This is a genomic window from Acinetobacter sichuanensis, assembly GCF_003024515.2.
Classification (GTDB): domain Bacteria; phylum Pseudomonadota; class Gammaproteobacteria; order Pseudomonadales; family Moraxellaceae; genus Acinetobacter; species Acinetobacter sichuanensis.
The window spans coordinates 1-23,002 of the sequence record NZ_PYIX02000050.1; the positions used below are offsets into that span (position 1 = coordinate 1).

Consider the following 23,002-nt stretch of genomic DNA (forward strand, 5'->3'; position numbering starts at 1 on the left):
CGTATCCACATTTTTCTAGCTCCAAAGTTTAATTTTAGAGTTACTGCGTAACATTAGTGAATAAAAAACCGATAGTTTGATATCGGTTTTTTATTAGATTTATCGTGTATGGAATGCTTTAGAGTAGTCATTATATTGAGTCAGAATTGCATTTACTCCACAAAATAATGCGCTGCAAAATGTGCATCATTGCCAATGATATCAAACTCATCTTCACGGATCGACATACCTGCACAGGTATGCCCAACCATCCATAAACCTAAAGTGGGTAATTTCTTATCAAATAATGGCGTATTTACCCATTTCTGTGCGATATAACCATATTTATCATAATCATCAAAATAGAAACTTCCCGATGCTGCACCTTGGTCGACATTATCCTGAACGACACGAATATTTGCGCCTTCTCGTGCCAAAATAGGTTTTTTGACCCATTTACCTTGAAGTTTTAAATCTTTGTTAAATGCATAAGATTCAAGTAATAAAGGATGATGAGGAAATTTTTTCCAAAGTTCCACCAAAATGGCTTTATTTGATAGCAACATTTTCCAACAAGGTTCAACCCAAGTGGTATTTGGTGTGACATATTGAGCAAAATTTTCTTCCCAAATCCATTCCCAAGGATAAAGTTTGAATAAATTTTCAATGTGTTGATTATTTAAATCGACGAGATTTTGCCCATCCCAACCAATATTTTCCATCGAGAGTTCTGAAACATTTAAACCTGCTTGGAAAGCTGTATCCATCAAGTATTCAAGATTTCCCCAATCTTCACGCCCCGCTTCTTGGCACGCTGCAAAATGCAGGTGTGAAGTGGGTGGAAAAATAGTTTTCCAACGTTTTATCAGATCTTCATGAATGCTATTGAATTGATCACGATTTGGGATATTTTCAACTTGTTCAAGCCAATGCCACTGCGCTACTGAAGCCTCAAGTAAACCTGTTGGTGTGTCGGCATTATATTCAAGCATTTTGATTTGGCGACCATCATAAGCAAAGTCAAAACGCCCGTACAACATCGCTGTATTGTGACGCCAAGAATGTTCAATCAGTGCAATCGCGTTTTGAGGAATTTGAAAATAATCAGGATAATTGCCCTTTTGAATCATTTCCGCCACAATTTGGATACACATTTGATGCAGTTCATTTGCTGCATCTTCAAGAGCTTCAATTTGTTTTAGCGTGAATTCATACGCAACGCCTTCAGACCAATAAATTGAGCCATCTAAAGAAGGTAAATTATAATAATCAAAGCCAATATTTTCGTGTTCTTGTTGCCAATTTGGTCGTGGTGTAAATAATTTTCTTTTCATAATATGTTGTCATTAGCCTCCAAATGAGCCACCTCCGCGACCAAAACCACCGCGTATGGGTTGAGATTTGGCAAATTTTTTGACAACTTTTGAAACCAAAGGCTGTCTTGAGCTTCTTTGTGAATATGCAGCAACGACACGTCCTTTATATTTTACTTCACGATTATTGGCATAATATTGTGGACCAATATAACGTATATAAAGCGCACCTGATTCATCGTGATTTAGCTCTTTGTCACATAGCTGATAATTCCAATCAAGCGTACAGTCAAATTGATTATCATATACATCTTGTTTGAGCGTTTTGTTGTCGCTACAAGCACTTAATAATAAAGGAACAACCACTAAACTAATTTTTTTTGAACGCATGATTTGCCTTGCATTTTTCAATATTTTTATCTATTTGCTTTTTAACAGGATAAAAATTAAAACAGGTTTTTATGCGCTGTATAATATGGTGATGTATCTTGATTGTACAGTGACTCTTTTCAACAAAAAAAACTTTTAAATGACATAGGACGATCTTCATTGTTTCTTTTAGCTGATCAAAATTTTTATGAAAGACTCAAAGAAATTATTTTCAATGAATCTACATTGATGCAACGCTTATGTTATTTACAAAGTATTCATGCTGATGCCTATCTTTGTGCAGGTGTTATTCGTAACTTAGTTTGGTCGGTTTTACATCAGCAAAATTATTCCATCGAGAGTGGTGAAATTGATGTGATCTTTTTTGATGCAAATGAAAAAGAACATGAAATGAGTCATCAAATTTATCAAAAAATGATGGAAGAATTTCCTAAAAATACGTGGGATGTTGTAAATCAAGCTTTTGTACATACATGGTATAAAACAGAAATAGGAGATACAATTTCTCCTTATCTTTCATTGCTTGATGCATTAAAGACATGGCCTGAAACAGCGACAGCCATTGCAGTTCGTTTAACAAAAGATAATGAGCTTGATGTCATTGCACCATTTGGTTTATCTGATCTATTTGAGTTAAAAATACGTTGGAATGACCGTTTAGTGAGTCATGCAGTATTTATGCACCGTGTAGTTTCAAAGCAGTTTTTAGTGCGATGGAAAAACTTAAAGCTTGTATCAAAAGTATAGATAGATAAAAAAGCCTTCCCATTAAGAAAGGCTTTTATCAACAGAGATTAAGTATTTAACTCTTGTTTTTTATTATGTCGGATCGATAACCAAGCTGTAATGGTTAAGACAATGACAATAAAACCGAGAGAAATCCAAATTGGCATATGGAAAACATCGAGCATCAACATTTTAAAGCCGATAAAGACTAAAATAATACCCAAACCATACGGTAAATAATGCATTTTTGATGCTGCGCCTGCCAACAAAAAGAACATTGCGCGTAAACCTAAAATTGCCATTAAGTTTGCAGTTAATACAATAAATGGATCTGTTGTAACAGCAAAGATTGCAGGAATAGAATCAACTGCAAAAATAACATCTGAAGCTTCAACTAAAATTAAAACAAGGAATAATGGTGTCGCCCATAACAGACCATTTTGACGGACAAAGAATTTTGTGCCTTCAAGTTGTGGCGTGATGCGCATATGTTTGCGTAACCATTTTAAAATCGCCATATCTTCAATATTGGCATCTTCTTCATCTTGTCCTTTTAATAATTTAAAACCTGTATAGACCAGAAATGCGCCAAAGATATAGAGAATCCAAGAAAACTCTTGAACGAACCAAGCACCAATAAAGATAAAAATAGTGCGTAATACGATTGCGCCTAAGACACCATACAGTAAGATTTTACGTTGCAATGCAGGTGGAATAGCGAAAGCCGCAAAGATCATTAACCAAACAAAAACATTATCAATAGCAAGTGATTTTTCGAGTAAATAACCTGCGAAATATTCCATAGTTTTTGCATTCGCAATATTTACACCAACTGTTTGTTGTAAATAAAGCCATAAACCACCACCAAATAAAGCAGCGATACTGACCCAAGCAATACTCCAGTACGCTGCGGTTTTAATTTTAACTTCTTGCCCTTCTTTTTGTTTAAAGCCAAGAAAGTCGATGAGTAACATGATTGCTACAATGGCAAAGAATGCGAGATACAGCCAAGGATTGCCGATGGATTCCATAAAAATTCTCCAAATCTGGCAATCAGGCATAAAAAAAGACCTTGACCTGTTGCCAGATGATTAAACATCTGTATCAACATGATCAAGGTCTTGCCTACGTTATAACTTTATTTAAAGATATAACGCTCAGATACCGGCTTTTTTATTTAGACAAATAAAAATGCGTAATGACGATATTCTGATTGGGAGGCTACTCCCCTTGTTCAAACTAAACTGTGTAAAGAAATGAACTGTATAGATTTCATTTCTTAATGTGTTAACAGAATCGCATATTTCTGCAAAATGTGCAAACTTTTTGTCTAGTTTTTATGCACATTAAAATCCTGACGTTGTACCAAAATCACTGCCAAAATTGTCCCAATCACAGCAAGAACACCACCAATAATTCCAATATTATTTAGCCCATAATGTGTTGTGACGATACCTCCTAATAATGCACCGCCACCAATCCCGACATTATAGAGTCCTGAATAAATAGCCATCGCAACATCGGTTGCATCTGAAGCTAAATTTAAAGTTTTGGCTTGCTGCGCTAAACTAAAGCAAATAATAGCCATTCCCCAAAATAAGCTCAAAATACTGAAACTGGTAAAATTTGAAGAAAGCGGAATCAGCAATAACATTGAAACTGCCAAGATAGCACTACTCAGGGGAATAGGAAATTTTGGATATTTTTTTGCAAATTTGCCAAATAAATAAGAGCCAAAGAAACCTGCTGCACCATAAATTAATAATAAACTCGTGGTTTGAGATGAACTAAAATTTGCAATATTCAAGGCAAAAGGTTCGATATAACTATAAGCCGTAAATTGTGCAGTGATGACAATAATGGTTAATGCAAAAACCATCATCAATGCTGGACGTTGTATAAATAGTTTTAAACTGCTGAGTGAACCTGAGTTGACGCTAGGTAAGCGAGGTAAGGTTTTTGCAAGAATGAGACAGACTAAAGTTGCCCCGATTGCGATTAAACCAAAAGTATTGCGCCAGCCATAAGCTTCCCCAATCATACGTCCAAAAGGAATACCTAAAACCATCGCTAGTGCTGTGCCTGTTGCGAGCAACCCAAGCGCTTGAAATTCTTTTCCTTTGGGAGCAACGCGAACAGCCAAAGAAGCAGTAATTGACCAAAATAAAGCATGTGAAAAAGCAATGCCTACACGACTGAGCAATAAAATATCAAAGCTCCATGCAAAATAGGACAAGGCATGGCTGATCACAAATACAATAAATAATGTAATCAATAAAAAACGTCGTTCAATATTTTTAGTTAATAGCATGATTGGAAGAGAAATTGGAGCAACAACCCATGCATATAAGGTAATCATAATACCGACATCTGTTACAGGCATAGCAAAGCTTTGACCAATATCACTGAGTAAAGCAACGGGAACAAATTCTGTGGTATTAAAAATAAAAGCAGCAAAGGCAAGACTAATGACACTAATCCATTGCTGTTTCTCACTGGGTGAAGACTGCATTGATGAGTGTTGGGGAGATGATGACATAATCAGAACTTTGAAAAATTAGGAATAAATTTTAGGCTGATTAAAACGACTTGTTAAGCTAAAAATCGTGATCAACTTATGAGAGTAGAAATTAGGTCAGAAATTAGATCAGTATTGAAACACGCTATTTATAATGTCTTATTCACGTTATTTTGTGGCTAAATATTTTTATTCTAAATAAGATGAATCAAGAAGTATGAAAGAGTTATACAACCAATGCTAGAAATTTTTTCCATAGTACTGCCTATATTTTTGATTATTTTTTTAGGATATCTAAGTCGTGCTTCTGGAAAGTTAGGTGAACACGCTGCTTCTGAATTAAATAAAGCGGTGGTATGGATATTTTTACCTGCATTACTTTTTAAAATTTGTGCAACTTCACATATTTCTGAAGTTTGGAATACTGGTTTTGTCATCTCCTATGTACTGGGATGCATACTGGTTTTTTTTGCTATTTTATTTTGGCGCTTAGCACAGAAACATCATTTGGTTGTCGCGAGTATTGATGGCTTAAGTGCTGCCTATGCCAACACAGGGTATATTGGCATTCCTTTATGTGTATTGATTTTTGGTGAATTTGGTTTAAAACCTGCCATGATTGCAACTTTAGTAGTGGTAGTTGCAGTCTTTGCTGTTGCAGTCACATTCATTGAGTTTGCCTTACAAAAAACTGGAAATGTTGTGCAAACAATCACACATGTTTTTTGGGCATTACTCAAAAATCCTATTGTGATTGCTCCGATATTAGGTTTTATGTGGGCAGCAACAGGTTATCAAATTGCAACACCTCTAATGCATTTATTGGATATGCTGGCTATTGCAACATCTCCTTGTGCTTTGATTTCATTAGGCTTATTTTTAGCAAAAAAGCAAACCAGTGTACAAACTCGTTCTTTTATTCCATTGGTTGTTACAAAGCTGATCGTACAGCCTTTAATTACTGCATTTTTTGCAATTGTGGTATTTAAGTTGCCAACTGCTTGGGCACATAGCGCCATTATTTTAAGTGCTTTGCCTACAGGAACAGGTCCTTATATGTTGGCAGAACTCTATAAAACAGATGCTAAAACCATTTCACAAAGTATTTTATGGTCTACGATTTTATCCATTATCAGTTTGAGTGTTTTACTGACGTTGTTTAATTCATAAAGAAAATAAACAGAAATGATTTGAATTTTATGGCATGTTGGAAAGAGATTATTTTTTAAGAGCTATAAAATGTTAGAAATCAAACATAAAGATGATGGTAAAAATGGCAAATTTTATATTGGTGAAGAAGGTCATTATTTGGCTGAAATGACATATACATGGGCAGGAAACGATAAAATTATTATTGATCATACAACGGTTGAAGATGAACTACGTGGTGAAGGTGTAGGACGTAAATTACTGGATAATTTAGTTGAATTTGCACGTCAAAAAAAGATTTTCGTCATTCCACTGTGTCCATTTGCAAAATCAGTTTTTGATAAAGATCAGTCAATACATGATATTTTATTCTCATAATTTTTTTGAGTTTTCATCGGTTGGTCTTCGTTTAAAGTGATATGAGATCAACTGTAACTTTTTAAGCAACATAGGAATAAATGATGCAATTTCAGCATATTCATCAGCCAGATCATGGTGAGTTTTTTCTAAATAATGAACAAGGTCAACGTATTGCTGAGATTAGTTATATTTGGCGTGATGAACACACAATTGTTGCAAACCATACTTGGGTAGATGATTCATTACGTGGTCAAGGTGTGGCACGTCAGTTGCTCGATACATTGGTTGATTTTGCTCGTGAAAAGAAACTTAAAATTGTACCGACATGTTCCTATGTAGAAGTGATGTTTAGACGTGAAAAAAGTTTTATAGATGTTGCGGCTTAAAGAGTGAACCTTTTTATTTTTAGAGATTTAAATCTATTTATCTCATTTATAAAAAGGTGATGATGAATAATATGCAGTTAATGAGCTCTATTTATTGAATATGAAGCTTATATAAACGATTTAATTTAAATTGAAATAATGTAATGGCTAAAAAATAACAACTCGCCATAACTTGTAGCATAAATAAATCATGTAAAAATATGAAAATAATAGAAATACTGATAAATGTGAGTATTTTGTATAACCAACCATTCAACAGATAATAACAACATATACCTAATATAAATGACATGATTGCGACATTAGCGAAAGTGCTTATGCCAATTTTATTTAAAAATAAAATGATACCAATATAAAAAATGTCGAGCACAAAGATGATGGTTAAATTTTTAATCATTTTTATTCTCACTTTAAAAAAAGCCCTTAATCATCGAGTTCATTAAGGGCAAAACTTAAAATATAATAAATATTTTCAATGATTTTACTTGAAAAAGGGAGTCATTGAAGACGATAATTTATGTGAGAAAAAAATTACATTTGCTTAAAAAATAAACATTTTGAGGTGTTGCATGAATGATAATAAAGAGAGAAAGATGTTAATCCAGTTATGTTATGCCAGTGTTCGAGTAGAAGGAGAAAATGATTTATTACTTGATTTAAGTGATATTCTGGTTACAGCGCGCAATTTTAATGCCGAAAACTCAATATTTGGTGTTTTATACTATGCCGATGGCTCATTTTTTCAGTGTTTAGAGGGGCAAGTTGAGGATGTATTAGCTTTATTTCAAAAGATCCAACAAGATAAAAGACATCATCAAGTACAACAATTTGCGATCAAAGAAATTAGTGAAATCACATTTAAGCAGTGGTCAATGAAATATGTAAATTCAAATACCAAAATTGCCAATTTTTTTAAAAGTATTGGTCTAAATAAATTTGAACCTCATCATTTGAATTCTGAAAATATTCATGAGTTTTTAAAAATTTTATTGAAAACAGCCAATACAGAAAAACCAATAAAACCATCAATAGGTTATCAAAATAGAGGATATCAAAACTATTTTTAAATATTTTGATCAAAGAAAATACTTAAAAACACCCTATAAGATCTAGCGAACTTATAGGGTTTTATTGAAAACTAGATTTTTAGATAGATACTATCTATTTTTCAAAGCATGAATGAGCTTTTGATGTAATCCACCAAAACCACCGTTGGACATGATCACGACCGCATCACCCTCACCTGCTTCAGCAATCACGGTGTTGATAATGTCATCTAAAGTACGAGCAACCACAGCTTTGTTCGGTGCAGCATCAATCACAGGCTGTAAATCCCAATCCAGACCTTCAGGTTGATACCAAATTACTTCATCTGCCAAACGGGCAGAATGCGCCAAACCATCTTTATGTGAACCCATACGCATGGTATTTGAACGTGGCTCAATGATCGCCCACAGTTTACGTTCGCCTAAACGTTTGCGTGCGCCTTCAAGCGTGGTATCAATTGCAGTTGGATGATGGGCAAAGTCATCATAGACTTCAATTCCGTTCACTGTATCAAGCAGTTCCATACGGCGTTTTACACCGCCAAAATTCGACAAGGCTTCACAAGCTGTTTCAATCGAAACGCCAACATGTTCAGCAGCGACAATGGTTGCCAAAGCATTGGCGACACTGTGTTGCCCTGTCATGTTCCATTTCACTTCACCTTTGACAACGCCGTGCTGAAGTACTTTAAAATGTGAACCATCCGCAGACAATTGTTCTGCATAGACTTCAGCAGCGTCATTGGCATCTAAAGAGGTACGTACTACAGGTGTCCAACAGCCCATTTCCAAGACTTCATTAATATTGCTTTCAGTAATTGGCGCAATAATACGACCTTCACTTGGAATGGTACGGACTAAGTGATGGAATTGTTTTTGAATTGCGGCTAAGTCATCAAAAATGTCCGCATGGTCAAATTCAAGATTATTTAAAATGGCAGTTTTTGGATGGTAATGCACGAACTTTGAACGTTTATCGAAGAATGCAGAATCGTATTCATCGGCTTCTACACAGAAGTATTTTCCACCGCCTAAACGTGCGCTTTCACTAAAACCTAAAGGAACACCACCGATTAAAAAACCAGGGTTTAAACCTGCCTGATCAAGTACCCAAGCAAGCATAGTTGTGGTTGTGGTTTTACCATGTGTGCCTGCAACACCCAGTACGTGCTTACCTTGTAATACGTGATCTGCAAGGAATTGTGGACCTGAGATATACGGTAGACCTTCGTTGAGCATATATTCTACTGCATCAATACCACGCTTCATGGCATTGCCCACGATCACAAGGTCAGGATGGGGTTGTAAATGACTGCGGTCATAGCCTTGCATCAAGGTGATGCCTGCATTTTCAAGTTGGGTTGACATGGGTGGATAGACGTTTGCGTCTGAACCTGTCACCTGATGTCCCAAGTCACGTGCTAACAGTGCCAATGAACCCATAAAAGTGCCACAAATACCCAAAATATGCAGATGCATTCGTTCTTACTCCACTGCTTTTATAGACACATCACTTTGTTGTTGTGCTGTTGTCATTATAAATTTAACTTAAAAGGTTGATTCGATTTGAAAGCAACGATAGCAAGGGTTTAAGGGAAAAGATAGTTTTTCTTGTGTCAATAAAGTGAATTCAAATCAAACCTGATTTTCAACTTTTGACTCGTCATAATTTAAGATGAAATAGGCAAAACTATATAAACTGTCTTCTTCACCATTTTTTAGAAATTTCAAGACTTTGTTTAATGGAAAGGACATCATATTTCCATCAGTTAAAATTGCTGCATATTCAAGAGAATGGTCAATACCATTCAAAAAATTAGGCTTTTGCTGTTTTGCAGTTTCAAAATCTATCCAATACCATTTTTTTGACTGATCATTTTTACGAATGGATTCTCCAACATACGCAGCTGTTCTGAGTACAATGGGAATAATTTTACTCTCAGTCTCAAGATCATCTTCACGAATTGAAAGTAAATACTCATCAATATGTTGAATACTTTCTATGGAATAATCCATATTCAATGAATGAAAGAATTCTAAATTTGGAACAGGATTATTTTTTTCATGAGTAAGCATATTTGCCAAATCAGCAAATGCTAGATTAATTTCGGGTAATTCTTCATTCGATACGGTAGATTGGCGTGAACCAAATAAGCGCTTAAAAAAATGAATGATCATTTGAAAGATATTGGTCATTTAATTCTCAGTTTTAATTTATATTTTTGTCTGGCTAATTTTAGATAATTTATATAAAAATATCACCAAATTTTTAGGCTGTACTTTTATGTATATTCCTCTTTTATTGTTGATTCTTGCTAACTGTTTTATGACGCTTGCATGGTATGGGCATTTAAAATTTTTACCGCATGATGCGCCGCTTTGGCAGGCGATTTTATTCAGTTGGGTGATTGCCCTGTTTGAATATAGTTTAATGATTCCTGCGACTAAACTTTTAGCACAACAAGGCTGGGCAATTGGGCAAATGAAAATTACTCAAGAGGTAGTCACACTCTTAGTTTTTGTTCCTTTTATGATTTTTCTCTTTAAACAGCCATTTAAGCTGGATTATGTGTGGGCAGGTTTATGCTTAATGGGCTGTGTATATTTTGTCTTTAGAAGTCAATAAAGCTAAAAAGCCAATTATTTTCCAAAAAAATACTGAAAATAATGACGGATATGATCGCTTAAATTTTATTGAGCTGAAAAATCAGTCTATAATAGCGAGCTTCTAATTCATTTAAAGCTTGGTATTCGCCAAGATTTATCCTTCCTTACATTCGTCACGGAATATTTGCAATGAATGCGGCCGCTGTACAAGACGCTCCTCTAGTTGGAATTATCATGGGTTCTCAATCAGACTGGGCAACTCTCGAAAACACTGCCAATATGCTCAAACAGCTTGGTGTCCCTTTTGAAGCCGAAGTTGTTTCTGCTCATCGTACCCCAGATCGCTTGTTTGAATATGCTGAAACCGCTCGTGAACGCGGTATTCAAGTGATTATTGCAGGTGCAGGTGGTGCGGCGCATTTACCTGGCATGTGTGCAGCAAAAACTGATCTTCCTGTATTGGGCGTACCTGTAAAATCTTCTATCTTAAATGGTGTAGATTCATTACTTTCAATCGTACAAATGCCTGCGGGAATTGCTGTGGGTACATTGGCGATTGGTCCTGCGGGAGCCACCAATGCAGCGATTATGGCAGCACAAATTTTAGGTTTAACACGCCCTGAAATTGCAAAAAATGTTGCAGATTTCCGTGCAACGCAAACCGATAAAGTTGCAAGCAAAAATATTCCAGGTCAAGCGTAAAACGGGACAAAGATTATGGATAAAACCATCGGTATTTTTGGTGGTGGTCAATTGGGGCGTATGATGGCGCAAGCTGCATTACCCCTCAATATTCAATGTACCTTCTTTGAAGCAAGTATTGATTGCCCTTCTGCGGCATTGGGTCAAGTTTTTTCGACTAAAGCTGAAAATGGTTTACAAGACTTTATTGCCAGTGCAGATGTATTTAGTCTTGAGTTTGAAAATACACCATTGATTGATGTTGATGTATTGACCAAGCAAAAAGATTTACATCCACCACGTCAAGCCTTAGCGATCGCACAACATCGTTTGTCAGAAAAAGCTTTGTTTGATGAATTGGATATTCCAGTTGCGCCGTATAAAGCAGTAACCTCATTGGAAAGTTTGCAATCAGCAGTAGCCGAACTGGGTTTACCGATTGTGCTCAAAACCTCTCGTGGTGGTTATGATGGTAAGGGTCAGTTTGTTTTGCGTTCAGCAGATCAAATTGATCAGGCTTGGGCAGAGCTAGGTCCTGCGGGTGAACTTATTGCAGAAAGTTTTGTGACTTTCTCACGTGAAGTGTCGATCATTGCAGTACGTGGTCAAAATGGTGATGTGAAAACTTGGGCTTTGGCTGAAAATCATCATCACAATGGTATTTTGTCACACTCGATTGTACCTGCACCGAACAGCGCAGATTTACAACCTGTGGCACAGGATTACATCACTCGTTTATTAAATCATCTTAATTATGTTGGTGTGCTCACGCTTGAGTTGTTTGTGACTGAAAAAGGCTTATATGCCAATGAGATGGCACCACGTGTGCATAACTCTGGGCATTGGTCGATAGAAGGCGCAATCTGTTCACAGTTTGAAAATCACATCCGTGCAGTAGCTGGCTTACCTTTAGGTTCAACTGAGATTGTGCGTCCAACGGTTATGATCAATATTATTGGTCAGCATCCAAAATCTGAAGATGTTTTAGCGTTAAATGGTGCACATTTGCACCTTTATAACAAAACTGAACGTGAAGGTCGTAAGATTGGTCACATCACTTTAATGCCAAATGACAGTGCTGAATTGACGACTTTATGCCGTCAGTTAGCGAAGATTTTGCCAAATCCACTGGCATTAAGTGAAGATATAAATATTTAAGTCCAAAATTGGATATTAAAAAAGCGGTCATCAAATTGACCGCTTTTTTATTTTTTTCATTTCTGTATGATGCACCCTTTTATTTTTAGACTTCCTTGTGGATAAGATTGGTCTTTGGAAATATCTACAAGTTTAAATTTAAAAAATAGTTTTAAATTTAAATCGAGAAAAATGAATTTAAAAGTATTATGAATTTAAATTTTTCCATATATTTTTTAAAATATAAAATTTTAAAATATAATAAAAACAGTGATTTAATATTTTATTGTAAATTTTAACGATTTCTTTTATTTGAATTTAAAGTGATTTAAATTTAAATGCATTTTGTGGATAAAATTTTTAAATTTAAATTTTCTGTGCAAAGTTAAATTGATTGAAAAATGAATTTAAAATTTACGTTTTGTTTCTACAAATTTATCCACAGAATGTTATGTTATACACATAATTTTAATGACAATGATATTGTGAATAGTATGCGTGGCTTTTATTTTTTATGTGGTACTGCTTTATTAGCAATGACGCATGTACATGCTGATCTTGTGATTAATGGTCAGCCTGTATCTTCAGTCAGTTCAACAACACCTACAATTTCTAATTCAACATTTACACCACAACGTGATTTTCAAGGTTGTTTGGCAAATTTGCGCTCAAGTGCAACAGCATCAGGTGTGAGTGGTTCAACGTATGACCGTTATACTCAAAATTTAACACCTGATTATTCTGTTCTGAGTAAATTAGATTATCAACCTGAGTTTTCAACACCAATTTGGGATTATTTATCTGGTTTGGTCGATGATGAACGTGTGCAACAAGGGCGCCAAATGTTGGCACAGCATCGTGATGTATTAAATCGTGTTGCAGCAGCTTATGGTGTACCCGCAGAAACAGTGGTTGCTGTTTGGGGAGTAGAAAGTAATTTTGGTAATATTTCAGGTAAATATCCATTATTGCAAGCTTTAGGTACTTTAAGTTGTGAAGGTCGTCGTCAAAGTTATTTCCGAGGCGAATTTTTTGCAACGATGAGAATTTTACAACGTGGTGATTTACGTGAAGATCAACTCAAAGGATCATGGGCGGGTGCATTTGGTCATACTCAATTTATGCCGTCAACTTATGAGGAATTGGCTGTAGATTTTGATGGCGATGGTCGTCGTGATCTCGTTTCCAGCACATCAGATGCTTTGGCTTCGACTGCAAATTTTCTTAAAAAGCGTGGTTGGCAAACAGGTATGCCTTGGGGATTTGAAGTTAAAATTCCAGATGGTGCTTCCGTTGGTGGTGAAAGTCGTCGCAATAAAAAATCCCTCAATTCATGGATAAATCGTGGTTTTACTCGAGTGGATGGTACGCCAATTATTCAAGGCAATCTTTCAGGAAGTTCACAAGCAGGGTTGATGATGCCAGCAGGTGAAAATGGTCCAGCATTTTTAGTGTTTAAAAACTTTGATGCGATTTATAGTTATAACGCGGCTGAAAGTTATGCTTTAGCGATTGCACACTTGTCAGATCGTTTACAAGGTAAGGGAACTTTCCAAACAGCATGGCCAACAAATGATGCAGGAACATCTCGTGCGGAACGTCGTGAAATCCAAAACTTTTTGTTGAAAAAAGGTTATGCAATTGGGGATGCTGATGGTTTGATTGGTGATAAAACGCGCCAAGCGATTCAACAGGAACAAAGCAAATTAGGACTAAATCCGACTGGGCGAGCAGGACAGCAAATTTTAAAAGCATTTAGAAATGAAGCAGCAAAAGGTATGATGCAATAATTCATAATTCATATTTTCAACATCAAAAAAGGTCTGTATAAACAGACCTTTTTATAAATAAATCATATCGATAAATCATCATTACTCAATCGGTGAAGAATCCAATTTAACCGCCTCTAATAAATCTAAAATAACAGCAGTGACATCTTGGGTATGATCACGATCATTGAAAATTTCATAAGCGCTAATCGTGACATCAGTATCACTTGGCAGTTGTTTTTGTTCTTCTTCAATAAGATGTTCAATTGGAAGCAAAGTCTGTTTAATTTCTAAGTGTAGAATGTCATTGAACTCGATATTTTCATCTTCAAGTTCAATAAGTTGCTCGTTAAAATAGGGTAATAAAATAGAATGGAGATACGGTTGAAGTTCAGTAATATCAAAAATTTCGATATCACGAGTCTGTTCAATCGTGCTGATATGATCATTTACTTCTAGAATAATATGATAATAGCTCACAGGTATCTCCTTTAAATATCTAATGATTACCATAGCATGATTTTTAAAAAATAAAATTAATACTGATTAAAAATATGGATTTAAAATTAGCATAATATTTTATAAAAAAATCTTTTTATCTTGAATTTAACATCGCTAAATCTGAAGAAGTTAAACGGAAATTTTGTAAATCTTGCTCTTTCATCACAGGATACATTAAAGCTTTGGGATCGGAGTTATGTAGCAATCCTAAAGCATGTCCAAACTCATGAGCAAGAGTGACTCTTAAATCAGCATCAGATTGAAATTCATAAATATTAATACTCTGACCACTGAATGTGCCTTTATCAAATTGGCGTGGTTGAAAACGTGCATTAAATTGATCTACAGATTGATTGAATTGTTGAGTATTTGAGTTTAATGCATCTACTTGTTGGTTAAGTTGATTTACTTTTTGATTATGTAAAGCAAGTTTTTGGTTTAGGTTCACTCGATCAGCTTGTAATTGATTTTTGAGTTGTTCCAATTGTGCGTGTATAGATGGCGTTACGCCTTGATTGGATTGATAAATACGACTGACAAATTGGTTATATTGACTCATTTTAGTTTCATAATTTACTTTATATATGTCTATCTCTCGATTAGATTGGTCTAGTTCTGCACGTATTTTTTCAATTTTTTCTCTTTTAATATTTTGATCTTGTTGGGTATTTTCTAAAATATTCAGTGCTTGATTGCGAGCGGAAGATTCTATTTGTCGTTCATCATAAATCAAATGAATCGCTAATTTTGCATTAGGATCATAAACAAATAAGTTTTTCATTGTACCTAAATGCCAAATTTCAGTCGCTTGTTGTGCTAAAAGTTTGACTTGCTCATGACTGATGTTAAAGCGTGGGTCAATTTCACCAATTCGATAACGCAAACGATGGTCTAAGGGGTGTGAAATTCGGTCAATTATAGAATTATGATTCAGTTGAGGATGTAAATGACGTTGTATTGCAAAATAACTGGTAAAAAGAATAACGAAAATAATTAACCAAAAGCGCATTTTTTTATATATAAGAGTTGGAATATAAATAATTTAGCTGAAATTTAAAAATTCACAAGCCCTACCAGAAAAATATATGATGAGTCAAAATGAGTCATTATTCTTTAAATAATGGCTCATATAATATTGGTGTCGCTAATATGGTAAGTAAAATTCCTGAACAAACAAAAGCTAAATCATTAAAAATAGCAGCAAAACTGCTCATGTAAATCCAATGCATAGAAGGTAAAAAATACAACAAAAAAGCAGGAAAAAAAGTATATAAATAGGCTTTTCTAGCCCAATGCTTACGCAAAAATAAGCCAAATGTAATAATACAAACTAAAATAAATGCAGCACAGATAATAAAAAATTCTAAGTTTTGAGGCTCAATGATGAGAGTTTTATCCAGTAATGCCAGTTCAGGTTGTGGATTGAGTACATCAATCAAAACTGCAATAATCGGTAAAATAAACTGTGCAGCAATGAGGCTGTAAAATATAGGTACAGTGATAACAGGTGATTTTTGCATTCTTGTCATTCTCATTTTATGATCTTGATCAATATAGAATAAATCACAGCATAAAAAAACTACTGAATCATTTATTGCTTTAAATCATTTTTATGATAATAAATACAAAATTATTTGTGCTTTTATTTATAATCAATTGCCAGAAATAACCATAGTAGATTAAATAAAATGAAGATTAAATCTTCATGAATTAAAAAATAAGATTGAATGAAATGTGATGTTATTTCAAAGAAAAAAAGTAATTGAATGAGTAAAATTATCAAAATAACTTTAAATAAACCGTTTATATACATGTCGTATTTTAATTTATTGTTCATTTTTTTAAATTTCTTTTAATATTTTTTTGAGTATAAACCCAATAAAAAAGCCGTTCAATGATTTGAACGGCTTTTGTGCTAAAGCGACAAATTATTTTTTGTCATCTTTAACTTCAGTGAACTCAGCATCTACAACGCCATCGTCTGCTTTCTGCTGTTGTTGACCAGCATCACCACCAAATTGATTCGGATCGAAACCTTGAGCTCCGCCTTGACCTTGAGCAGCTTCATACGCACGTTGCGTGATCGGCATAATGATGTTTTGAAGCGCTTCAGTTTTTGCTTTGATATCATCAAGATCGTTTTCTTTTGCAACAGCTTCTAGCTCAGAAACAGCAGTTTCAATCGCAGATTTTTCATCAGCAGTCACTTGGTCACCCAAATCTTTCACTGCTTTTTGTGAAGATGAAACTAAAGCATCAGCTTCGTTACGTGCTTTTGCAAGCTCTTCGAACTTACGATCTTCTTCAGCATTCGCTTCAGCATCTTTGATCATTGCTTCGATTTCAGCATCGCTCAAACCAGAGTTTGCTTTAATCTGAATTGACTGTTCTTTACCAGTACTCTTGTCTTTTGCAGATACTTTCAAGATACCATCAGCGTTGATGTCGAACGATACTTCAATTTGTGGCACACCACGTGGCGCAGGTGGAATATCGCCTAATTGGAAGTTACCCAACAATTTGTTTTGTTGAGCCATTTTACGTTCACCTTGGAACACTGAAATGTCTACAGCAGGCTGGTTGTCCGCAGCAGTTGAGAATACTTGAGATTTCTTCGCAGGAATCGTGGTGTTTTTCTCAATGATTGCAGTTAACACGCCGCCCATTGTTTCAATACCAAGCGTCAATGGTGTAACGTCAAGTAAAAGTACGTCAGTTTTATCACCAGACAATACAGCACCTTGAATCGCAGCACCAATTGCTACAGCTTCATCAGGGTTTACGTCTTTACGTGGCTCTTTACCAAAGAAGTCTTGTACTTGTTGTTGAACAAGTGGCATACGAGACTGACCACCAACCAAGATCACGTCAGAGATGTCACTTGTTGAAAGACCAGCATCTTTAAGCGCAATTTTACAAGGCTCAATGGTACGCGCAACCAAGTCAGCAACCAAACCTTCAAGTTTTGCACGTGTAACATTGATCACTAAGTGTTTAGGACCTGTTGCATCAGCCGTGATGTATGGAAGGTTAATTTCAGTTGAGTTCGATGAAGAAAGCTCAATTTTTGCTTTTTCAGCTGCTTCTTTTAAACGTTGAAGTGCAAGTGGATCTTGTTTCAAGTTGAAGTTTTGTTCTTTTTTGAACTCTTCAACTAAATAGTCGATTAATGCATTATCAAAGTCTTCACCACCAAGGAATGTATCACCATTTGTAGACAATACTTCGATTTGTTGGTCGCCATCTAAGTCAGCAATTTCAATGATAGATACGTCAAAAGTACCACCACCAAGATCGTATACAGCGATTTTACGGTCGCCTTCTTTTTTGTCCATACCAAATGCAAGTGCCGCAGCAGTTGGTTCGTTGATGATACGTTTAACTTCTAAGCCTGCAATTTTACCTGCATCTTTAGTTGCTTGACGTTGTGCATCGTTGAAATACGCAGGAACTGTAATAACAGCTTCTGTTACTGTTTCACCAAGATAGTCTTCAGCAGTTTTTTTCATCTTTTTCAAGATTTCAGCTGAAACTTGTTGTGGTGCAAGTTTCTTGTCGTTTACTTCAACCCAAGCATCGCCATTGTCTGCTTTAACAATTTTGTATGGTACAAGACCGATGTCTTTTTGTACTGCTTGATCTTGGTATTTACGACCGATTAAACGTTTGATTGCATATAATGTATTTTTAGGATTCGTTACTGCTTGACGCTTAGCAGATTGACCTACTAAAGTTTCGCCATCTTTATAAGCAACGATTGAAGGTGTTGTACGTGTGCCTTCAGCATTTTCAATTACTTTAACTTTATCGCCTTCAAGTACAGCAACACATGAGTTTGTAGTACCTAAGTCAATACCGATAATTTTAGCCATTAATGTGTTCCTCTAAATTTTTTTACAATGTTTTCGCTTGTTATCCGATATGAGAGCCATTCAAAAATTTTCAAGTTCATTTTTAGAAAAAATTTAAAAAACTCTCGAATTTTTTAGATTTATTGACCGACCATAACCATTGCAGGGCGGAGCAAACGACCATTTAAGGTATAACCTTTTTGTAGCACTACACCAATTTCATTGGCTTTGGCATTTGGATCAATACCTACAGCTTGATGGAAGTCTGCATTAAAGCCGTTTGCTGTATCAGCTTCGACAACACCAAACTTCTCAAGTGTAGTGAGCAATGATTTCAGAGTAAGTTTTACCCCTTCAACAATTGCATTTTCTTCACCAGCAGCTTGAATTGCACGTTCAAGGTTATCAACAGACTCTAATAACTCTTTGGCAAATTTTTCTAGCACAGTCTCTTTATGCTTTTCAGATTCACGTTGAATACGTTCTACGCTTTTTTGAGCTTCATAAACTGCGTTGGCAGTACGTGCTTTTTCGAGCTTTAAACTTTCTTCTAAATTTGTGATTTGTGCTTGTAAATCTTCAACCGCAACTTCAGCTTGCTCATTTTCAGCTTGAGTTTGCTGTTCTGCTTGCTCTTGTTGAAGATCTTGAGCGTCTTGGTTTTGCTCAGTCGCCATTGATTTACTCCGTTTAAATGGGTTCTTAAACATGTACAGTCCTTTTTGGCGTCAGCGCTAACTGCGTTAATACTGAACTGCCATGATTGTTTAATTCATGAATAGTTAAAAGGTATGGGCAAGCCAATAAAATTCAAGTCCTCTATAGATAATATTTCTATTTCCTTCTAGCTAAATACACTATTTTGCTTGTGTTGGTGAGGTTTTATGTGTTGATGATTGTTTTATTGCTATAAAATGTACATGAAAGTTATAGAAATAGATTAATCGTCAAAATGTATCATCTTATAGGAAATATGTATTTTTAATTGAGTGAATAGTTATGTATGATTTTTGATCAGATTATCATGCTGTAGTTTCTTTTTAATTGTTAAAATTCCTTTTCGTAGCTTATCCAAACTCATTGGGTAAGCTTTTTTTTGCCTAAAATGACAACTTACAATGTAAAACTAATCTTGTTTTATATTGCAATATATAACTCAAAAATGAAAAAACTATCATTTTAAATTGAGATAAAATTTTAAATTTATAAATTAAATCAAATATTTGATTTAAATTTGTGTCAGGTTTTTGCTGTGTTTGAGTTATTAATAAAACCGCAACACGTGGTTACCTGATTGGCTTAAAAGTCTAACCAAGAGCACACGCAGTACAGAAAAATATCAGGAATGATAGGCAACACAAAGAAGACGTCGCTTTGTGAAGTTTATAATGTTTAAAAAGGAAGTATTTTTTAATGAAAAAGTTAGGTTTAATTTCACTATTATTAACTGGTGTATCTTTCGCTGCTGTTGGATGTACATCCACTGAATCTACGAGCACACCAGAGACGGCTGCAACTCAGCAAAGTTCTCAAGTTGAAGAAAACTCTGCACAAGCTTCAACCCTAGATCATTCTTCACAAACAGGTGTCGCTGTACAATCCGATCCAACACTGCAACAAGCAGAGCCTGTACAAGTGAATCCTGAAACAGATGTTGTTGAACAACCAGCAGCACAATAACAAGGTTTAAATACAAAAATAGACAGGGAAATTGGATGCTATTCCTGTCTATTTTTATATACAACGAAAAATTGAGATGATTTAAATTTTACTTTTGATGTTTAAAAACGGAGAACTCATTTTGTAATGAAAATTAGTCTCTGTCTTGATTGTTTTGCCCACGACGATCTCGTTTACGGTCATTGTCCCGACGTTGTTCACGACGATCCCACTGCTGATCTTTCTTATTATTTTCGGCACGATTTGGAATCACAGGTTTTTGTTGCTGACGATAATCCCATGTATGTTGAGGAAGCTGTTGAATACGATAATCTGCTCTTTGTCGACGTACTCGTTCAGAGCGCTCTTGTCTTTCTCTGCGTTCCCAGTCATAACGGCGTTGACGCTCTTGCTCAAGTCGGGCTTGTTGTAAACGATAAGCACGTTCTCGTTCCCAGCGATTACGATCTGAGTTATGATCATAGCCACGATCACGATCATAAGCGCCATATTGATAGCCGCCTTGGCGATATGAGCCATCTTCAGGAAAAGCAACACAACCCACAGCCAATAAAGCGGTAGCTAAAGACATAATAATTGCTTTAATCGCCATAATGACCTCCTTAATGGAATAATGAATAGCATAAAAAAGTTAGATTTAAAGCTAAAAAGCTAATGACAAGTCCTATCAGGTCAGATTAGCGTATCTAAGTTTTATATTTGTATATAGATTGCTAGACTTCTATACGAATATAGTCAGCTAAAGCCTGATCGTGTAGAAAATATGAAGAATCAAGTAAGCAGAAGGACGAACTATGGTCGCTTTTAACAAAAACATCCAAGAATTAATAGAAAAGGCACAAGGTCCTGCAGCTCGTTCTTTGGATCGTTTACCTAAATTTGCACAAGAATCACTGGTCAAACTATTAGGCTATCCTTATCAGTATCCACAATTAGACAGCTTTACTAAATGCATGATGGCTGCCCAATTCAAACAAGGAAAAATGGGTTTTATTGGTGCAAATGTAGAATATTCGCGTAAACAATTCGAAGTACAGATGCAGTCCATTATCAACAAACCAACCTATGTACAATCTGTTGAGGATATTCGTTTACCATTACAAAGTGGCAGTATTTATGCGCGTCATTACCATCCTGCACCAAGTAAAAAATTACCTATGATTGTGTTTTATCATGGTGGTGGTTTTGTTGTTGGAAGTGTTGACACCCATGATGAAGTTTGTCGACTCATTGCAACTTATGCAAAAGCACAAGTATTAAGTGTCGAATATCCCCTTGCACCCGAAGCTGGACCACGTGAACTTATTCAGTCTTGTGAAGATGCTTTAGCTTGGGTCTATCAAAATCGTCGCCAATTTAAAATTTTAAAAAATAGAATTGCAGTTGCAGGAGATAGTGCTGGAGGAAATATAAGCACAGTGATTGCACAAAGAACTGTAAATACCTCTTATGCACCTCAAGCTCAATTGTTAATTTATCCTGTAGTGGATTTTAAGAGTCGACATCCTTCATTCTTTGCATATAAAGATGGTTTAGTTTTAACGGGTTCAGACGTAGATTATGTGACAGATTATTATGTGACAAAATTTAATATTCATTTAGATGACGCAATAATTTCACCGACTTATGGTCAGTTGAAAAAAATAGCACCTACATTTTTAATTACAGCAGGTCATGATATTTTACATGACGAAGGGAAAATATACGCCTACAAATTACGTCAAGCAGGCGTTAAAGTGAATTATCATGAGTATGAAGACCAGACGCATGGCTTTATTAATTTGACACCTGTCTCTCGAAAAGCCAAAAAGAACTTGATCGAAATGAGCAAAGAGTTCCGTAAATTTTGGGATAAACAATAAAATTGAAATCTGGGCACAAGTCATCTTTTATAACAAACGAAGACTTGTGCTAAAAATGATGAGCAGACCTAAAAGTATTCAACTCAAAGCTTATGTCTAAGTTTTACTGTGAGTAAAATTTTTTTATTAAAAATAAAAAATAGATGTTTTACTGAATACTCATTTTCATTCTATAAAAGCACACTAAAATATTTTTTTATCAATGATTCAGGATCAATGCAATGATTAAGGAAATTGGACTTAGTTTAGGCGTATTACTACTTGCTCAACAAACTTATGCAAATACAGATATGCAAATAAAAACAAACTTTGGAACAATAGAAATCGAACTCTATGATGATAAAGCACCATTATCAGTTGCAAACTTTAAAAACTATGTAAAAAGTAATTTTTATAATGGCACTATTTTTCATCGTGTCATTCCGGGTTTTATGATTCAAGGTGGTGGGATGAATGAAAAAATGATTGAAAAGTCAACTCAGGCTGCAATTAAAAATGAATCAGGAAATGGTTTGAAGAATGATCGTGGCACACTTGCAATGGCAAGAACCAATCACCCTGACTCAGCGACAAGCCAATTCTTTATTAATGTTGCAAATAATGACTTTCTTAATAAGTCAGCTGGTAACTCTGGATATGCGGTTTTTGGCAAAGTAACAAAAGGAATGGATGTAGTTGATAAAATTGTGAATGTGCCAACAGAAAATTACGGCATGCATCAAAATGTTCCTAAACAGCCTATTAAAATTATCAACATAAGTTATAAAGTTGCTCCAAATAAATAATTGAAAAAATAAAGCAGAAATATTTTATTCATATTTTTGCTTTATAATTATGAGTTTACACTTAAAATTGTTAAAAAATGCTCTACTTTGGTGCGTAAAAAAACAACACTCGATAAAACAGATGCTTAAAAGTGCTTGCAAGCTTTTTAAAAACCCCTATACTGTGCTCATCCCGACGCGATACAGCAAACAAACTTAGCTTACAGGGTTAGGTTGTTGAATGTTTTTTGCGTTTATTTAGCACTGACGAAGTGTTAAATTA

At 35.2% G+C, this 23,002-nt stretch carries 24 protein-coding genes; 12 read left to right on the forward strand and 12 right to left on the reverse strand.

The window, feature by feature from the left end:
* Positions 1-152 precede the first annotated feature (152 nt).
* Positions 153-1,313 carry a glutathionylspermidine synthase family protein gene (locus C9E89_RS19175; protein WP_107009854.1) on the reverse strand — a complete coding sequence of 387 codons (1,161 nt, stop codon included), beginning with the start codon at positions 1,311-1,313 and terminating at the stop codon, positions 153-155.
* Between the two features lie 12 nt (positions 1,314-1,325).
* Positions 1,326-1,682 carry a hypothetical protein gene (locus tag C9E89_RS19180; protein ID WP_107009853.1) on the reverse strand — a complete coding sequence of 119 codons (357 nt, stop codon included), beginning with the start codon at positions 1,680-1,682 and terminating at the stop codon, positions 1,326-1,328.
* Positions 1,683-1,841: 159 nt separating this feature from the next.
* Between C9E89_RS19180 and C9E89_RS19190 the strand changes: the two genes are divergently transcribed.
* On the forward strand, positions 1,842-2,429 hold the full coding sequence (locus C9E89_RS19190) for a nucleotidyltransferase family protein (RefSeq protein WP_228199074.1): 588 nt from the start codon (positions 1,842-1,844) through the stop codon (positions 2,427-2,429).
* A gap of 47 nt (positions 2,430-2,476) precedes the next feature.
* Here the strand turns inward: C9E89_RS19190 and C9E89_RS19195 are convergent, their stop codons facing one another.
* Entirely contained in the window at positions 2,477-3,439 is a 963-nt protein-coding gene (locus tag C9E89_RS19195) for a TerC family protein (RefSeq protein WP_107009851.1), read from the reverse strand.
* A 299-nt stretch (positions 3,440-3,738) separates the two neighbouring features.
* Positions 3,739-4,947, reverse strand: a complete 1,209-nt coding sequence (locus C9E89_RS19200; RefSeq protein ID WP_107009850.1) for a sugar transporter — start codon at positions 4,945-4,947, stop codon at positions 3,739-3,741.
* A 216-nt stretch (positions 4,948-5,163) separates the two neighbouring features.
* Here C9E89_RS19200 and C9E89_RS19205 point away from each other — a divergent pair, with 216 nt between their 5' ends.
* From C9E89_RS19205 to C9E89_RS19225, 4 genes are all read left to right on the forward strand, one after another.
* On the forward strand, positions 5,164-6,096 hold the full coding sequence (locus C9E89_RS19205) for an AEC family transporter (protein ID WP_107009849.1): 933 nt from the start codon (positions 5,164-5,166) through the stop codon (positions 6,094-6,096).
* A gap of 69 nt (positions 6,097-6,165) precedes the next feature.
* Positions 6,166-6,453, forward strand: a complete 288-nt coding sequence (locus tag C9E89_RS19210; protein ID WP_107009848.1) for a GNAT family N-acetyltransferase — start codon at positions 6,166-6,168, stop codon at positions 6,451-6,453.
* Between the two features lie 83 nt (positions 6,454-6,536).
* The gene (locus C9E89_RS19215) at positions 6,537-6,821 is read left to right on the forward strand and encodes a GNAT family N-acetyltransferase (protein ID WP_107009847.1); all 285 of its coding nucleotides are present in this window, start codon (positions 6,537-6,539) and stop codon (positions 6,819-6,821) included.
* A 569-nt stretch (positions 6,822-7,390) separates the two neighbouring features.
* A complete protein-coding gene (locus C9E89_RS19225; protein WP_228199075.1) occupies positions 7,391-7,888 on the forward strand; it encodes a BLUF domain-containing protein in 498 nt (165 codons plus the stop codon).
* Between the two features lie 90 nt (positions 7,889-7,978).
* Here C9E89_RS19225 and mpl read toward each other — a convergent pair whose 3' ends face one another.
* Both mpl and C9E89_RS19235 read right to left on the reverse strand, forming a co-directional pair.
* Positions 7,979-9,346, reverse strand: a complete 1,368-nt coding sequence (gene mpl, locus C9E89_RS19230; protein WP_107009844.1) for a UDP-N-acetylmuramate:L-alanyl-gamma-D-glutamyl-meso-diaminopimelate ligase — start codon at positions 9,344-9,346, stop codon at positions 7,979-7,981.
* 156 nt (positions 9,347-9,502) lie between these two features.
* Entirely contained in the window at positions 9,503-10,063 is a 561-nt protein-coding gene (locus tag C9E89_RS19235) for a hypothetical protein (RefSeq protein ID WP_213069653.1), read from the reverse strand.
* An 88-nt stretch (positions 10,064-10,151) separates the two neighbouring features.
* On the opposite strand from C9E89_RS19235, the gene C9E89_RS19240 reads away from it, so the two are divergent.
* The 4 genes from C9E89_RS19240 to C9E89_RS19255 all read left to right on the forward strand — a co-directional run bounded on the left by C9E89_RS19240 (position 10,152) and on the right by C9E89_RS19255 (position 14,082).
* The gene (locus C9E89_RS19240; protein WP_107009843.1) at positions 10,152-10,493 is read left to right on the forward strand and encodes a DMT family protein; all 342 of its coding nucleotides are present in this window, start codon (positions 10,152-10,154) and stop codon (positions 10,491-10,493) included.
* A 170-nt stretch (positions 10,494-10,663) separates the two neighbouring features.
* Positions 10,664-11,176, forward strand: a complete 513-nt coding sequence (purE, locus tag C9E89_RS19245; protein WP_107009842.1) for a 5-(carboxyamino)imidazole ribonucleotide mutase — start codon at positions 10,664-10,666, stop codon at positions 11,174-11,176.
* A 15-nt stretch (positions 11,177-11,191) separates the two neighbouring features.
* Entirely contained in the window at positions 11,192-12,313 is a 1,122-nt protein-coding gene (locus tag C9E89_RS19250; protein ID WP_107009841.1) for a 5-(carboxyamino)imidazole ribonucleotide synthase, read from the forward strand.
* Positions 12,314-12,786: 473 nt separating this feature from the next.
* Complete coding sequence (locus C9E89_RS19255) at positions 12,787-14,082, forward strand: lytic murein transglycosylase (protein ID WP_107009840.1); 1,296 nt, start codon at positions 12,787-12,789, stop codon at positions 14,080-14,082.
* A gap of 81 nt (positions 14,083-14,163) precedes the next feature.
* Here the strand turns inward: C9E89_RS19255 and C9E89_RS19260 are convergent, their stop codons facing one another.
* The 5 genes from C9E89_RS19260 to grpE form a co-directional block, all read right to left on the reverse strand.
* Positions 14,164-14,574, reverse strand: coding sequence for a hypothetical protein (locus C9E89_RS19260; protein WP_107009839.1), 411 nt, complete (start codon positions 14,572-14,574; stop codon positions 14,164-14,166).
* 82 nt (positions 14,575-14,656) lie between these two features.
* On the reverse strand, positions 14,657-15,571 hold the full coding sequence (locus C9E89_RS19265; RefSeq protein WP_107009838.1) for a matrixin family metalloprotease: 915 nt from the start codon (positions 15,569-15,571) through the stop codon (positions 14,657-14,659).
* 97 nt (positions 15,572-15,668) lie between these two features.
* Positions 15,669-16,097 carry a hypothetical protein gene (locus tag C9E89_RS19270; RefSeq protein ID WP_228199076.1) on the reverse strand — a complete coding sequence of 143 codons (429 nt, stop codon included), beginning with the start codon at positions 16,095-16,097 and terminating at the stop codon, positions 15,669-15,671.
* Positions 16,098-16,490: 393 nt separating this feature from the next.
* Entirely contained in the window at positions 16,491-18,434 is a 1,944-nt protein-coding gene (gene dnaK / locus C9E89_RS19275; RefSeq protein ID WP_107009836.1) for a molecular chaperone DnaK, read from the reverse strand.
* Positions 18,435-18,553: 119 nt separating this feature from the next.
* Positions 18,554-19,090, reverse strand: coding sequence for a nucleotide exchange factor GrpE (grpE, locus tag C9E89_RS19280; protein WP_107009835.1), 537 nt, complete (start codon positions 19,088-19,090; stop codon positions 18,554-18,556).
* 736 nt (positions 19,091-19,826) lie between these two features.
* On the opposite strand from grpE, the gene C9E89_RS19285 reads away from it, so the two are divergent.
* On the forward strand, positions 19,827-20,093 hold the full coding sequence (locus C9E89_RS19285) for a molybdenum ABC transporter substrate-binding protein (protein WP_107009834.1): 267 nt from the start codon (positions 19,827-19,829) through the stop codon (positions 20,091-20,093).
* 133 nt (positions 20,094-20,226) lie between these two features.
* Here C9E89_RS19285 and C9E89_RS19290 read toward each other — a convergent pair whose 3' ends face one another.
* Positions 20,227-20,685: a hypothetical protein gene (locus tag C9E89_RS19290; protein ID WP_107009833.1), complete on the reverse strand. Its 459-nt coding sequence runs from the start codon at positions 20,683-20,685 to the stop codon at positions 20,227-20,229.
* Positions 20,686-20,887: 202 nt separating this feature from the next.
* On the opposite strand from C9E89_RS19290, the gene C9E89_RS19295 reads away from it, so the two are divergent.
* Together C9E89_RS19295 and C9E89_RS19300 are read left to right on the forward strand one after the other, a co-directional pair.
* A complete protein-coding gene (locus C9E89_RS19295; protein WP_107009832.1) occupies positions 20,888-21,955 on the forward strand; it encodes an alpha/beta hydrolase in 1,068 nt (355 codons plus the stop codon).
* Positions 21,956-22,176: 221 nt separating this feature from the next.
* A complete protein-coding gene (locus C9E89_RS19300) occupies positions 22,177-22,740 on the forward strand; it encodes a peptidylprolyl isomerase (protein WP_107009831.1) in 564 nt (187 codons plus the stop codon).
* Positions 22,741-23,002: the final 262 nt, after the last annotated feature.

What these genes read in the sequence shown, in the direction of transcription:
- C9E89_RS19205 (WP_107009849.1), top strand. Translation starts at nt 5,164, where the DNA reads ATGCTAGAAATTTTTTCCATAGTACTGCCTATATTTTTGATTATTTTT.
- C9E89_RS19285 (WP_107009834.1), top strand. Translation starts at nt 19,827, where the DNA reads ATGAAAAAGTTAGGTTTAATTTCACTATTATTAACTGGTGTATCTTTC.
- purE (WP_107009842.1), top strand. Translation starts at nt 10,664, where the DNA reads ATGAATGCGGCCGCTGTACAAGACGCTCCTCTAGTTGGAATTATCATG.
- C9E89_RS19240 (WP_107009843.1), top strand. Translation starts at nt 10,152, where the DNA reads ATGTATATTCCTCTTTTATTGTTGATTCTTGCTAACTGTTTTATGACG.
- C9E89_RS19260 (WP_107009839.1), bottom strand. Translation starts at nt 14,574, where the DNA reads ATGGTAATCATTAGATATTTAAAGGAGATACCTGTGAGCTATTATCAT.
- C9E89_RS19180 (WP_107009853.1), bottom strand. Translation starts at nt 1,682, where the DNA reads ATGCGTTCAAAAAAAATTAGTTTAGTGGTTGTTCCTTTATTATTAAGT.
- C9E89_RS19290 (WP_107009833.1), bottom strand. Translation starts at nt 20,685, where the DNA reads ATGGCGATTAAAGCAATTATTATGTCTTTAGCTACCGCTTTATTGGCT.
- C9E89_RS19250 (WP_107009841.1), top strand. Translation starts at nt 11,192, where the DNA reads ATGGATAAAACCATCGGTATTTTTGGTGGTGGTCAATTGGGGCGTATG.
- C9E89_RS19235 (WP_213069653.1), bottom strand. Translation starts at nt 10,063, where the DNA reads ATGACCAATATCTTTCAAATGATCATTCATTTTTTTAAGCGCTTATTT.
- C9E89_RS19265 (WP_107009838.1), bottom strand. Translation starts at nt 15,571, where the DNA reads ATGCGCTTTTGGTTAATTATTTTCGTTATTCTTTTTACCAGTTATTTT.
- dnaK (WP_107009836.1), bottom strand. Translation starts at nt 18,434, where the DNA reads ATGGCTAAAATTATCGGTATTGACTTAGGTACTACAAACTCATGTGTT.
- C9E89_RS19225 (WP_228199075.1), top strand. Translation starts at nt 7,391, where the DNA reads ATGAATGATAATAAAGAGAGAAAGATGTTAATCCAGTTATGTTATGCC.
- C9E89_RS19195 (WP_107009851.1), bottom strand. Translation starts at nt 3,439, where the DNA reads ATGGAATCCATCGGCAATCCTTGGCTGTATCTCGCATTCTTTGCCATT.
- C9E89_RS19210 (WP_107009848.1), top strand. Translation starts at nt 6,166, where the DNA reads ATGTTAGAAATCAAACATAAAGATGATGGTAAAAATGGCAAATTTTAT.
- C9E89_RS19175 (WP_107009854.1), bottom strand. Translation starts at nt 1,313, where the DNA reads ATGAAAAGAAAATTATTTACACCACGACCAAATTGGCAACAAGAACAC.
- C9E89_RS19200 (WP_107009850.1), bottom strand. Translation starts at nt 4,947, where the DNA reads ATGTCATCATCTCCCCAACACTCATCAATGCAGTCTTCACCCAGTGAG.
- C9E89_RS19270 (WP_228199076.1), bottom strand. Translation starts at nt 16,097, where the DNA reads ATGAGAATGACAAGAATGCAAAAATCACCTGTTATCACTGTACCTATA.
- C9E89_RS19300 (WP_107009831.1), top strand. Translation starts at nt 22,177, where the DNA reads ATGATTAAGGAAATTGGACTTAGTTTAGGCGTATTACTACTTGCTCAA.
- C9E89_RS19215 (WP_107009847.1), top strand. Translation starts at nt 6,537, where the DNA reads ATGCAATTTCAGCATATTCATCAGCCAGATCATGGTGAGTTTTTTCTA.
- grpE (WP_107009835.1), bottom strand. Translation starts at nt 19,090, where the DNA reads ATGGCGACTGAGCAAAACCAAGACGCTCAAGATCTTCAACAAGAGCAA.
- C9E89_RS19255 (WP_107009840.1), top strand. Translation starts at nt 12,787, where the DNA reads ATGCGTGGCTTTTATTTTTTATGTGGTACTGCTTTATTAGCAATGACG.
- C9E89_RS19295 (WP_107009832.1), top strand. Translation starts at nt 20,888, where the DNA reads ATGGTCGCTTTTAACAAAAACATCCAAGAATTAATAGAAAAGGCACAA.
- mpl (WP_107009844.1), bottom strand. Translation starts at nt 9,346, where the DNA reads ATGCATCTGCATATTTTGGGTATTTGTGGCACTTTTATGGGTTCATTG.